Annotated in this window: 8 protein-coding genes; 2 read left to right on the top strand and 6 right to left on the bottom strand. The window is 58.6% G+C overall.

Annotated features, from left to right (window positions below; translation table 11 throughout):
- Nucleotides 1–2 precede the first annotated feature (2 nt).
- The 6 genes from uvrA to ABM428_RS07945 form a co-directional block, all read right to left on the bottom strand.
- A complete protein-coding gene (gene uvrA / locus ABM428_RS07970; protein WP_037944026.1) occupies nucleotides 3–2,885 on the bottom strand; it encodes an excinuclease ABC subunit UvrA in 2,883 nt (960 codons plus the stop codon).
- 189 nt (nucleotides 2,886–3,074) lie between these two features.
- Complete coding sequence (gene lpdA, locus ABM428_RS07965; protein WP_037962664.1) at nucleotides 3,075–4,469, bottom strand: dihydrolipoyl dehydrogenase; 1,395 nt, start codon at nucleotides 4,467–4,469, stop codon at nucleotides 3,075–3,077.
- A gap of 107 nt (nucleotides 4,470–4,576) precedes the next feature.
- Nucleotides 4,577–5,143 carry a DUF924 family protein gene (locus tag ABM428_RS07960; RefSeq protein ID WP_353627811.1) on the bottom strand — a complete coding sequence of 189 codons (567 nt, stop codon included), beginning with the start codon at nucleotides 5,141–5,143 and terminating at the stop codon, nucleotides 4,577–4,579.
- 81 nt (nucleotides 5,144–5,224) lie between these two features.
- Nucleotides 5,225–6,487 (bottom strand): MFS transporter, encoded by a 1,263-nt coding sequence (locus ABM428_RS07955; protein ID WP_353627810.1) that lies wholly within the window; start codon nucleotides 6,485–6,487, stop codon nucleotides 5,225–5,227.
- Between the two features lie 74 nt (nucleotides 6,488–6,561).
- The gene (gene queA, locus ABM428_RS07950; protein ID WP_353627809.1) at nucleotides 6,562–7,626 is read right to left on the bottom strand and encodes a tRNA preQ1(34) S-adenosylmethionine ribosyltransferase-isomerase QueA; all 1,065 of its coding nucleotides are present in this window, start codon (nucleotides 7,624–7,626) and stop codon (nucleotides 6,562–6,564) included.
- A gap of 9 nt (nucleotides 7,627–7,635) precedes the next feature.
- On the bottom strand, nucleotides 7,636–10,980 hold the full coding sequence (locus tag ABM428_RS07945; RefSeq protein ID WP_353627808.1) for a DUF3971 domain-containing protein: 3,345 nt from the start codon (nucleotides 10,978–10,980) through the stop codon (nucleotides 7,636–7,638).
- A gap of 99 nt (nucleotides 10,981–11,079) precedes the next feature.
- Here ABM428_RS07945 and ABM428_RS07940 point away from each other — a divergent pair, with 99 nt between their 5' ends.
- Together ABM428_RS07940 and ABM428_RS07935 are read left to right on the top strand one after the other, a co-directional pair.
- The gene (locus ABM428_RS07940) at nucleotides 11,080–11,541 is read left to right on the top strand and encodes a peroxiredoxin (protein ID WP_353627807.1); all 462 of its coding nucleotides are present in this window, start codon (nucleotides 11,080–11,082) and stop codon (nucleotides 11,539–11,541) included.
- Nucleotides 11,538–12,347, top strand: coding sequence for a ferritin-like domain-containing protein (locus ABM428_RS07935; protein ID WP_180827559.1), 810 nt, complete (start codon nucleotides 11,538–11,540; stop codon nucleotides 12,345–12,347). Before ABM428_RS07940 ends, ABM428_RS07935 begins: the two co-directional genes overlap by 4 nt.
- The last annotated feature ends 15 nt before the right edge of the window (nucleotides 12,348–12,362 follow it).

Raw genomic sequence — 12,362 nt, 5'->3', positions numbered from 1 at the left:
TGCTATTCGGCAGCAACCTTACGCGGGGCGAGCATCGGCTTGAGGTAATGGCCGGTATAGCTCCCCTCGACCTCGGCAACCTGTTCGGGCGTGCCGGTCGCGACAACCTGCCCGCCGCCATCGCCGCCTTCTGGTCCAATGTCGATGATATGGTCCGCGGTCTTGATGACATCGAGGTTGTGTTCAATGACGACCACAGTATTACCCTGATCCACCAGCTCGTGCAGCACCTCTAGCAGTTTGCGCACGTCTTCAAAGTGCAAACCCGTGGTCGGTTCATCCAGAATATACAACGTCCGGCCCGTAGAGCGTTTGCTGAGCTCTTTCGACAGTTTGACGCGCTGCGCCTCCCCGCCCGACAGCGTCGTCGCCTGCTGACCCACCTTGATGTAGCCCAAGCCCACACGCATCAGTGCATCCATTTTTTCGCGGATGCTGGGGACCGCCTGGAAGAAGCTCTGCGCGTCCTCGACAGTCATATCCAGCACGTCAGCGATGGACTTGCCCTTGAACTTCACCTCAAGCGTTTCGCGGTTATAGCGCTGGCCTTTGCAGGTTTCACATTCGACATAGACATCCGGCAGGAAGTGCATCTCGATCTTGATCACACCGTCGCCCTGACAGGCCTCGCAGCGTCCGCCCTTGACGTTAAAGCTGAAACGCCCGGGCTTGTACCCGCGCGCCTTGGCTTCGGGCAGACCGGCGAACCAGTCGCGGATCGGGGTGAAGGCACCGGTATAGGTCGCCGGGTTCGACCGCGGCGTGCGCCCGATGGCGCGCTGGTCAATGTCGATCACCTTGTCCAGATGCTCCAGCCCCTTGATGGTCTCGCAGGGCGCGGGCGTCTGGCGCGCCCCGTTCAGGTTCATCGACGCGGTCTTGAACAAGGTCTCGATCGTCAGGGTCGATTTGCCACCGCCTGACACACCCGTCACGCAGACGAATTTGCCCAGTGGATAGTCGACCGTGACATTCTGGAGGTTGTTCCCCGTCGCCTTGACCACGCGGATTTTCTTTTTGTTGCCCTTGCGCCGTTTGGCGGGCACCGCGATCTCGCGTTTGCCGGTAAGGTATTGCCCTGTCAGCGAATTCGGATCATTGGCGACCTCTTGCGATGTCCCGTGGCTGACCACCTGCCCGCCGTGCACACCGGCCCCCGGCCCGATATCAAAGACATAATCCGCCTCGCGGATCGCTTCTTCGTCGTGTTCAACGACGATGACCGTATTGCCCTGATCCCGCAGGTTTTTCAGCGTTTGGAGCAAGCGGTCATTGTCGCGCTGGTGCAACCCGATCGAGGGTTCGTCAAGCACGTAAAGCACCCCCGTCAGCCCCGACCCGATCTGCGACGCAAGCCGAATACGTTGGCTTTCCCCCCCGCTGAGCGTCCCGCTAGAGCGTGCCAGCGTCAGATACTCCAACCCGACATTGTTCAGGAATCCCAGACGTTCGCGAATTTCCTTGAGGATCGCGCGCGCGATTTCGTTCTTCTGAACGGTCAGATAATCGGGCACTTTGGTGCACCAGTCAAAAGCTTCGCGGATCGACATTTCAACGACTTGTCCCGCATGCAGCAGCGTGTCGCTGTCGCCATCCGACGGGCCGATCTTGACAGCAAGCGCTTCGGGCCGCAGGCGGTAGCCGTTGCAGGTGCCACAGGGGCGGTTGTTCTGGTAGCGTTCGAATTCTTCGCGGATCCAATTGCTATCCGTCTCGCGGTAGCGGCGCTCCATATTGGGGATCACCCCTTCGAAAACGCGGCTGACCTCGTACACACGACCGCCTTCGTCATAGCGGAACTTGATCTCCTCCTTGCCGGAGCCATGCAGAAACACCTGCTGCACCTTCTCGGGCAGGTCTTTCCACCGCGTATTTTCACTAAATTGATAGTGTTTTGCGATGGCTTCAATCGTTTGCTTGAAATACGGGGACTTACCTTTGCGCCACGGGGCCAGCGCACCGTCATAGACCTTGAGGTTCTGATCGGGCACCACAAGGCGTTCATCAAAAAACAACTCCTTGCCCAGACCATCACAGGACGGACAGGCACCGAAAGGAGCGTTGAATGAAAACAGACGCGGCTCGATCTCGGGGATCGTGAAGCCGCTGACAGGACAGGCGAATTTTTCGCTGAAGGTATGACGCTCGGGCTCGCCCTCGGTCGGGGCGGTTTCCAGCACGGCGATCCCATCGGCCAGATCAAGCGCTGTGCGCAGGGAATCCGCCAAGCGCGTCTCTAGCCCCTCGCGGACCACGATACGGTCGACAACCACGTCGATGTCATGGCGGAACTTCTTGTCCAACGTGGGCGGCTCGTCCAATTCGTAGAAGTCGCCGTTCACTTTTACCCGCTGAAAGCCCTGCTTGCGCAGCTCAAGGAACTCTTTGCGGTACTCGCCCTTCCGGTCCCGAATGATCGGGGCCAACAGGTAGGCGCGCGTGCCTTCGGGCATGGTCATCACGCGATCAACCATATCCTGCACCTGCTGCGCCTCGATCGGCTTGCCGGTCGCGGGGGAATAGGGCGTGCCGACGCGCGCAAAAAGCAGGCGCATATAGTCATAAATCTCGGTGACCGTCCCCACGGTCGAGCGGGGGTTTTTCGACGTGGTCTTCTGTTCAATCGAAATCGCTGGCGACAGGCCGCTGATGTGATCCACGTCGGGTTTCTGCATCATATCAAGAAATTGCCGCGCATAGGCGCTGAGCGATTCCACATATCTCCGTTGCCCTTCGGCATAGATCGTATCGAACGCGAGGCTCGATTTACCCGACCCGGAAAGCCCGGTAATCACAACCAGCTTGTCGCGCGGAATATCCACGTCGATGTTCTTTAGATTGTGTTCGCGCGCGCCGCGCACTTCGATGTTCTTTAGCTCAGCCATATCGGACCCCCGTTAACGCTTAGTACATAGGTGCGTGCTACGGATTCTCCAACGAAAAAATAAGAACACAAGGGGAACGACATTATCGCGGCGCATTTTGGGCTGTCATTACGGCGGCAAACGCCCGGCAACATTGAATATGTCACCGGGCGTTGCAAAGATTAGGACCCCGCTATGCGCGGGCAAAGGCTACATATGGATAACGCGTCCGTAAGCATCCAGCACGGATTCATGCATCATTTCTGACAAGGTCGGGTGCGGGAAGACGGTGTTCATCAGGTCTTCTTCGGTGGTCTCAAGCTGACGCCCCACGACATAGCCCTGGATCAGCTCGGTCACCTCGGCTCCCACCATATGCGCGCCAAGCAATTCGCCTGTTTTAGCGTCAAAGACGGTTTTGATCATCCCCTCGGGCTCGCCAAGGGCAATCGCCTTGCCATTCCCGATGAAGGGGAAGCGACCCACCTTGACGTCAAAGCCAAGCTCTTTCGCCTTGGCTTCCGTATACCCGACGGATGCGACCTGCGGGTGACAATAGGTGCAGCCGGCGATTGATTCCGGTTTGACCGGGTGCGCGTGTTGACCCGCGATCAATTCGGCGACCATCACCCCCTCGTGCGAGGCTTTATGCGCCAACCAAGGGGCACCTGCGATGTCACCGATGGCATACAGCCCCTCGACGCCAGTCCGGCAATATTCATCGGTCACGACATGGGTCCGATCAACTTTCACGCCCAGATCTTCCAGCCCAAGATCCTCGACATTGCCAACGATACCCACGGCGGAGATCACCGTGTCAAACTCATGCTTGGTCACCTTGCCGCCCGTTTCGATATGGGCAGTCACCTTGTCATCAGCACGGTCCAGTTGTTTGACAACGGCCTTCTGCATGATCTTCATGCCCTGTTTTTCGAACTGCTTTTTCGCGAATTTGCTGATCTCTTCATCCTCGACAGGAAGGATACGATCCATCACCTCGACAACAGTCGTGTCTGCGCCCAAGGTATTGTAAAAGCTTGCGAATTCGATACCGATCGCGCCAGACCCGATCACCAGCAGCTTTTTCGGCATATGGGGCGGCTGCAAGGCATCCTTGTACATCCACACGCGTTTTCCGTCTGCTTCCAGCCCGGGCAGGTTGCGTGCCCGCGCACCGGTCGCCAGTACGATATTCTTGGCGGTCAGCGTCTCTTCCCCGTCTTTCGACTTAACCGACACTTTACCTTTGCCCGCTAAGGTCGCCGCGCCCATAAAGACCGAGACTTTGTTCTTTTTCATCAAATGCCCGATACCGCCGGACAACTGCCCCGCAACTTTGCGCGACCGTTTGACAACTGCCTCCAGATCATAGCCGATATTGTCTGCCTTCAGGCCAAACTCGCTTGCGCGCTGCATCAGGTGGAAGACTTCCGACGACCGCAAAAGCGCTTTGGTCGGGATACAGCCCCAGTTAAGACAAATGCCGCCTAGATGCTCACGCTCTACAATGGCGACCGAAAGCCCCAGTTGCGCGCCCCGGATGGCCGCAACATAGCCCCCCGGCCCCGCACCAATCACGATCAGATCAAAGGATTTCGCAGCCATTATGCAACCTCGCAGCACGTATTGAAATTTAGTTTAGTGGTAAACTATCTCGCGAGCGTCAGCAACTCGGAGAATTCCGATCCAGGATCAAACTGCCTGACCCGCATTTACGTGAGTGTCCGCAGGGTATAGGCATACCCCCCGTCGTCAAGATATTCGGTTTCAGCGGCGGTGCTTCGCCGACCCAAGGCGTTGTTGCGATAGGGAAATCTGCCGAATTGCCGGATCACCTTTCGATGCGCGCGCGCATGCCGCAGCGTATCCTCGGCGTCGGGCATACGGTCAACGACCAGCCGAACGCAGTGATCCTGATCGGTCAGACTTTCTGAATGCATGAACGGAAGGTAAAAAAATTGCCGTTCAGGCGACGCAATGAGCCTATCCCATTCGTTGCGCACAGCGGTTTGAGCCGCCCGCAAGGCCCGCAAATCGGTCGAAAACGCCTTCCCCTGCCCGCGAAACATATTGCGCGGAAACTGATCCGCTAGAATGAGATAGGCCAAAGTGCCTTTCGCATCGGTCAGCCAATGGTCCAACCGATGGGTCCCGATAAGCGACCAGGTGTCCAGAAACTGTGACCGGATCGCGGAATCGAGCTCATCCTCCACCGCATACCATCCCGCAGGCCCAGTTTCATCCAGCCAGAACCGACGTACGTCCTCAGGCATTTTCATAGCCTTGCCTCCTTTGACCACAGAAAAGATCAAACTTTTCTAATTTCATTAGACACAAGATGTAACGAATTAGCAAAACGTCTAGGTCAGCTCCCCTTCCGCGGTTTGTTCGCTCTCGATCGCATATTCCTGCGCCAGTTCGACCGCGACGGTCGTCGCAGCGGGGTAAATCGGGATGTAGTTACCCGTTTCATCCGCAGGAATGGCCGGGCGTACCGTCGCGCGGTAAGACGCATAGACCGCCAAAGCAAAGAACAGAACCGCCGTGAACAGGTAGAACCCGCCCGGCCCGAGCGCGGTGCCCATCATCCAGCCCGTGATCACCGGACCCAGAATAGCGCCCAACCCGTTAATAAAGATCATCCCGCCGGAGGCCGCGGCCATATCCTCGGGTTCAAGGAAGTCGTTCGTGTGCGCAATAAGAAGCGAATACAACGGGTTAGACATGCCACCTACGACAAAGGCGGTCAGCAGCAACACGCTAAAGTTATGCCCCAGCAGCATGCCGATGACAGACCCGATACCCCCAATGATGGAGGTGATAACGATCAAAAGGCGACGGTCCATCCGGTCCGAAACCCAGCCGATCGGATATTGCAAAACCACCGAACCCACGAAAAATGTCGCAACGAAGATCGAAATCTGCGCCACGGTCAGCCCGGCTTCGGCTCCGTAAACCGAGGCCATCCCGAACTGCGCCGAAAAGACCCCGCCCAACAAGAACATGCCGACACACCCCAAGGGCGAGAAGCCGGCCAATTCGCGCAAGCTCATCGGTTTGGTGGTGTCAAACGCGGGCGTCGGGCTGATCGACAGCAAAATCGGCGTCACTGCCACGCTGACCAGCACTGACGGAATAACGAACAGGACAAAGCCTGAAGGGTCCGCGGTGAGCAAAAGCGCTTGCGCAATAACGATGCCAAAGGTTTGCACGATCATATACAACGACAGCGCCTGCCCCCGGTTTTCGTTCGTCGCAGCGTTGTTGAGCCAGCTTTCCGCTGTCACGTAAACCGCAGAAAAACAAAAGCCGATCAACACGCGGCCCACCGACCAGACAGCGACGTTCGGGAAGGTGGGATACAGGATCATGACAGCCGAGATCATCGACGCCAACGCCGCAAAGACCCGCACGTGACCGACGCGCCGGATCATACCCGGTGCCATACGCGAGCCGCCCAAAAAGCCCACGAAATATGCCGACATCACGATCGACATTTCGAAGGTCGAAAATGCCTCGATCCCGCCGCGAATCCCCAAGAGCGTACCTTGCATGCCGTTGCCCACCATCAGCAAACACATGCCCAACAAAAGCGCCCATGCGCTGCTCAGTACCTGAAACATCTTACGAATCCTTTAACGCGATCAGCCCCCTCCCTGACGGCGATCCCAAGAGGTGTCACCCCCCCGAACGACATTCAGGCGTTTATTTGCGTCTTTGGAAAGAGCAGCGACGCATCGCCATAGGAGAAAAACCGATAATTCGATTCAATCGCGTGATTGTAAATCTTTTGTATAGTTTTCTGCCCCATCAATGCCGAAACCAGCATCATGAGGGTCGACTTCGGAAGATGGAAATTCGTCATCAACGCGTCTGCGACATTGAATTCAAAACCAGGGGTAATGAAAATATCGGTATCCCCTTCCCAGGGTTGGATATTCCCGGACCGCGCAGCGGTCTCGACCAGCCGCAAGGCAGTGGTCCCAACGGGAATGACCCGCCCGCCAGCAGCTTTGGTGGCGGAGATTTCGGCAGCTGCCTGCGCGCTCACCTGCCCCCACTCGCTGTGCATTTTATGGTCAGCAATGTCATCGACCTTCACAGGCAGAAACGTTCCCGCGCCCACATGCAAGGTGACGTGGCTAAAGCGCACCCCCATCTCGGCGAGCTGATCCAGCAGCGGCTGATCAAAGTGGAGCGACGCCGTAGGCGCGGCCACTGCGCCCGCATTCTTGGCGAAAACGGTTTGATAATCCGTCATGTCCTGCGCGTCTGCCGGACGCTTGCCGGCAATATAGGGCGGCAATGGCATCGCACCGGCATCATTCAGCGCGGCGTCAAAATCGTCGCCGCTGCAGTTGAACCGCAGTCGACCCTGCCCATCCTCGACGCCAACCAAACGGGCAGAAAGATCGGCGCTGAAGACGACAGTCTCGTCAATCTTGAGCTTTTTCAAAGGCTTGATCAGCGCAGTCCAATCCGCATCGCCCCGTGGCTCCAGCAAGGTTACTTCGATACGCGCCTGTACCGGCCCCTGTGCGCTGTCCCGGCGGCGAAGCCCCGACAACCGCGCTGGAATGACCCTTGTGTCATTCAGCACCAGCCGATCCCCTGGACGCAACCAATCGCTGATATTGGCGACAGTCGTGTCAGTAATATGATCCCCCTGCGCAACCAGCATCTTGGCCGACGTACGGGGGACGGCAGGGCGCGTCGCGATCAAACGCTCGGGCAGTTCAAAATCAAAGTCACTGAGTTTCATACGCGCCCGTTAGCGCCCCTCAAAGCGTTGAGCAACAGGTTTTTGCGGCGCGGGGGTGGCAGCCCCCCCGTCCTGCGTGGGCGTCGTGCGTGGGGTGCTGCGAAAAATATCCCGCATCGCACCGGGCACAAACCCCGACAGCGGGTTCACCGAGACAGACGGGCTCTGCACCGTCCCGCCGATAGAGTAGTTGAAGCCCAAAAGCCCCTCGCCCTTGCGGGTCAGAAAACTGGCTATTCCGTTCAACATATATACAGGAGAGATCACACCCTGCAGCGCCATCTGGCCGGTGTCAGTGGCAAAAACCCCATCCATAGAAATCCCAAGCGACGCCCCCGTCGCGCTGGCTTGGGTCAGGTTGACGCGATTGGAAGACAGGCGGAAATCAGCTTCGACCGTGTCAAAATATATCCCGTCCCCGTTCAACTCGTTGATCAGGCCGACCACGGAGACTGCGTTCACCAGCGCTGCAATCGTCGGGGCGTCCTTGATACGAACGTCTTTAATCTCTGCATGACCGTCGAAAGCCCCGCCCGATCCGGCGGGTACCAGGGTCAACGAAAGCGCGCCGCCGTGGACTTGTTGTGCAATGTTGGCAGACCTCAAAACGCCACCAGCATCGGTTGCCGTCAATTGCACCGCGCTACGGCCATCCTTGGGTACGACGCGGCCAGAAACCGGCGCGCCCCCGTTCAAGGCTGCCGTGAACCGTCCATCAAGGCCACGCGCGACGTTAAATTCGCCCTGCATTCCTGTCAGGGCAATCTTATCCGTGACCTGCAACCTATCCAGCGACAGCAACATCGGCGGGCTCGCGACCCCGCTGGGCTTGCTTTTTCCGAGCTCCGCCGTGCGCAAATCAAGACGGCCGCCCTTCACCACCACCTGCACCGGGCGACCTGCCCCCTGCCCGATCAGATCCACAGGCACATCCAGCCAGTTCCCAACCTGCAATCGGTGAAATTGCAATCTGTCCAACGCACCACTTGGGTGCACTGTGACATCTCCCTGCGCCGACAGCCCCGCGGCGCTGATCTTCAAGGTATCGACGTCTGGAACCGGCCCAAGCCGCCCCGATATCTCCAACGTGCCCGTCTGGGATCGCGCTTTGGTCCAGCCGATCTGTGGAACGGTGATGCTCAAACCCCGCAGATCCGATGTGACAGAAAAATCTGGGGGCTGGCCTTTAACCAGATCCATCGCGAACCACGCGCGCCCTTCACCTGCTATCGTATCAGGGGGCAGCGCGATCTTGAAAGTCTCGAGCGTTTTGGCGTTCAGCGCAATATCCGCCCTGACACTGCTCGCAGCGCCCGGCTTCCCGAAGGGTTGGGACCATTCGCCGTCAAAGGGAACGCCGTCCAATTCGCCCTCGCCCTTGATCGTCAGGCCGCTGTTGGACGCGTTCAACGTCAGCTGGTCGGCGCGCAGCGCGCGATCTTTGACCAGACGGTCGCTTTGGAATTCACCCAGCGTTCCGTTGATGTCAAAGATCGTCAGCTTCGGGTCAGAGCCTTTTTTCATCGGAAAGGACAAAGTGCCCGCCAACTGGGCCCGTGCATTGGCGACGTCAACCGGCAGGTTGGCCTTGTCCATCGCCTGCAACGGGGGCCGGTTCAACAGCGCCAGGACCGAGGTGATGTCCGCATCGGCGCGCAACCGAACGATGCCGGGAGGGCCGTCCTTGACCGTGACATCCGGCATGATGAACGAAGACCCATTTACCGACACCGGCGTCTCGTCGGGCGGTGTGATCACGCCGGTATCCACGCTGACAACAAAGCGATTGCGCGAAAGGCTCGCATGACCGCTGCCGTCGGTGATATTCGGCATGGTGCGCAAAAATCGAACCTCGGCACCCTGAAAATCAAAGTCGAGGTATGCTTGCGGTGCCTCGCCTGGCTTCAAACGAAAGGCAAGGTCAACATCGCTCAACGCGCCTGCGTAGATATTTTCGTCCACCCACTTGCGGGTTTTTGGTTTGACGTTTTCTGGCCAAAGCTCAAGCAGGCGCGCTGGTTTCAACGCGTTCAACCCCGCATCCAGCGCAACTTGCCACCCCTGCGGCCCCGCCCGCAAATCCCCCGACAGGTTCAACGTCGTCCCCCCGTCGACGATAGCCATACGGCCGACGGACATGTGAAACGGGTTGAAAGTGATTTTGGCATCCAGGTCGGCACCCTCAATCGAAACCGGGGCGTCATAAATATCGGCAGGGTCAGCCACCAAATCGCGCAGACGGACCTGTGCGACCAGTTCGCCAAGTTTGCCGCTGTCATCAATACCCAGGCTTGCGGCCCCCTCGATCCGGCCCGACACCCATTTGCTTTCGACCGAAAGCTCGTCAAAACGCAGCAGACGCTGATCTGGGTCATAGCTGAAATAGCTGCGGGCCCCGTCAAAGGGGATCGGCGTAGCACGTTCATTAGGTTGAACCACCCCGGCACCGATCTGCAGCGTCGCGTTCAGCGGCTCGAAGGTGCCGTCCTCGTCAAGGCTGCTGCGCACCGAACCGGAGATAGACGCGCGCAGCACTTTCAACCAAGCAAACGCCGGGTTCTGCACCGCGATGTCACCCGCGCTCACGCCATCGAAATTCACACCGAACTGCGACGCGGTATCGCCGATTTTGCTACTGTAGTTGGCAGAAAGCGTGGCCACATCCGCCCCCCCGCCCAAAACGGCGAGCTCGGCTGTCATCCGCAGGTTATCGCCTTCGCGGTCCAGCAACAGCCGCCCGCCATCCACCGTCCACATCCTGTCGGACTGCAGATCGGTGTAGCGCAAGGTCAGGGCGCGCAGCTCTATCGACCGCAGCCGCGACAGCGCCTTCGTCTCGAACACTGTATCAAGCTGGCCGATCAACTGCGGCATCGTGGCCGCCCGCCGCTCTGCCGGGGCAGTCCCGCTTGCCGCGCTCAGCGCGACGCGGCCATCCTTATCGCGCCGCAGATTGGCCACCACCCCGGACATCGCAATATCGCGCGGCTGCACATCGCCTGCCAGCAGGCCCTGAATGGAAAAACTGGCCCGCACTTCGCGGAAGGCGGCAAAGCTAACCCCTTGGGGGTTGGTGATATTCACGTCGCGCAGCCGAACGCGCGGCCGCCACCCTTCGTCCACGATCAACACCATCTCGCCAAAGCCGATCCGCGCAAGCGGCATATCTTTGGCAAACCGCTCTTCGATGCGCGTCTCGAGCCATTCCGGCACGACAATAGGGCTGCGGATCATATAGATGGCAGCCCCCGCGATGGTGGCAACAATCAGCGAAATAACCAGCAGCGACCATTTGGTGGCTTGCCAAAGTCGTCTCCGCTTGGGGCTGCGGGGGGCTGCGCTGGTGTTGGGCATGGGCGTCCGTTTTTTAGGGCGGCTTGGGGTTTAAGTTTCGCCAAGCCCGACTAGTATGACAGTGCAGACAACGGCTTCCAATACATAAGAAAGTGACCCATGCCAGAGATTTCCCAACCTGCACCAGACTTTACGCTTCCTGTGACGGGGGGTGGCGAAATTTCGCTCTCCGATCTGCGGGGCAAGGCTGTGGTTTTGTATTTCTACCCCCGTGACGACACGCCGGGCTGCACCAAGGAGGCCGTGGGCTTCTCCGAACATCTTGAAGCATTTGCTGACGCCGGTGCCGTGGTTTTTGGCGTATCCCGTGACACGATGGCAAAACACGACCGTTTTTCGGCCAAACATGCCCTGACGGTTCCGCTGCTGGCCGATATCGATGGGGCCGTGACCGAAGCCTATGGCGTCTGGGTCGAAAAGAATATGTACGGCAAAAAATCCATGGGGATCGAACGCGCCACCTATCTGATCGATGCGAGCGGCAATATCGCCCGCATCTGGCGCAAGGTGAAAGTCGCCGGTCACGTGGAAGAGGTACTGGACGCGGTGCGCGCCCTATGATCGCGCTGGCCCAAATGGCGGAAAACGTGCTGCGCACTGCGGATGGCCGTGAAAAAACTGCGCTTTCTCACAAGTACGCAGCCGAGTGGCGGGCTGCCCGCGCCGCAGGCGAGGCACCGGAAATCGGCACGTCAAACCCGCCGTTGCGCCCCGCCCGCCCCGACAAGCCAGAACTCTTGTCGCCCCGCGATGTGCCCCACCGCAAGCCCGGATCGCCCGAAGGGCGCATCGCCTTGCTGCACGCCGTGGCCCATATCGAATTGAACGCGGTTGATCTACACTGGGACATTATCGCGCGCTTTACCGATGTCAAAATGCCCATGGGATTTTACGATGATTGGGTCAGCGCCGCCGACGATGAATCCAAACATTTCAATCTGATGTGCGATTGCCTGGAAGCTTTGGGCAGCCACTACGGGGCCTTGCCCGCCCATGCTGGTATGTGGCGCGCTGCCGAGGATACGGTGGATGATTTCATGGGACGTCTCGCCGTTGTGCCTATGGTGCTTGAGGCGCGCGGGCTCGATGTGACGCCCAATATGATTCAGGTGTTCAAAAGCGCCAAGGCCACGCAGGCCGTCGACGCGCTTGAGGTGATTTACGCCGAAGAGGTCGCGCATGTGGCCTATGGGTCAAAGTGGTTTCACTTCCTGTGCGGGCGCCACGAGCTTGACCCGAAAGAGGCGTTCCACGATCTGGTGCGCACCTATTTCCACGGTGTTCTCAAGCCCCCGTTCAACGAAGAGAAGCGGGCAGAGGCCGGGATTCCACCGGATTTTTACTGGCCCTTGACCGAGAGTGTTTAAAATATTCGCCCTCCA

The sequence above is a fragment of the Sulfitobacter sp. TCYB15 genome (genome assembly GCF_040435955.1).
GTDB classification, from domain to species: Bacteria; Pseudomonadota; Alphaproteobacteria; order Rhodobacterales; family Rhodobacteraceae; genus Sulfitobacter; species Sulfitobacter pontiacus.
This window is presented reverse-complemented; position numbering and strand designations above follow the sequence as displayed.

Coding starts and splice junctions, on each gene's coding strand:
- ABM428_RS07940 (WP_353627807.1), top strand. CDS start 11,080: ATGCCAGAGATTTCCCAACCTGCACCAGACTTTACGCTTCCTGTGACG.
- ABM428_RS07945 (WP_353627808.1), bottom strand. CDS start 10,980: ATGCCCAACACCAGCGCAGCCCCCCGCAGCCCCAAGCGGAGACGACTT.
- ABM428_RS07935 (WP_180827559.1), top strand. CDS start 11,538: ATGATCGCGCTGGCCCAAATGGCGGAAAACGTGCTGCGCACTGCGGAT.
- uvrA (WP_037944026.1), bottom strand. CDS start 2,885: ATGGCTGAGCTAAAGAACATCGAAGTGCGCGGCGCGCGCGAACACAAT.
- lpdA (WP_037962664.1), bottom strand. CDS start 4,469: ATGGCTGCGAAATCCTTTGATCTGATCGTGATTGGTGCGGGGCCGGGG.
- queA (WP_353627809.1), bottom strand. CDS start 7,626: ATGAAACTCAGTGACTTTGATTTTGAACTGCCCGAGCGTTTGATCGCG.
- ABM428_RS07960 (WP_353627811.1), bottom strand. CDS start 5,143: ATGAAAATGCCTGAGGACGTACGTCGGTTCTGGCTGGATGAAACTGGG.
- ABM428_RS07955 (WP_353627810.1), bottom strand. CDS start 6,487: ATGTTTCAGGTACTGAGCAGCGCATGGGCGCTTTTGTTGGGCATGTGT.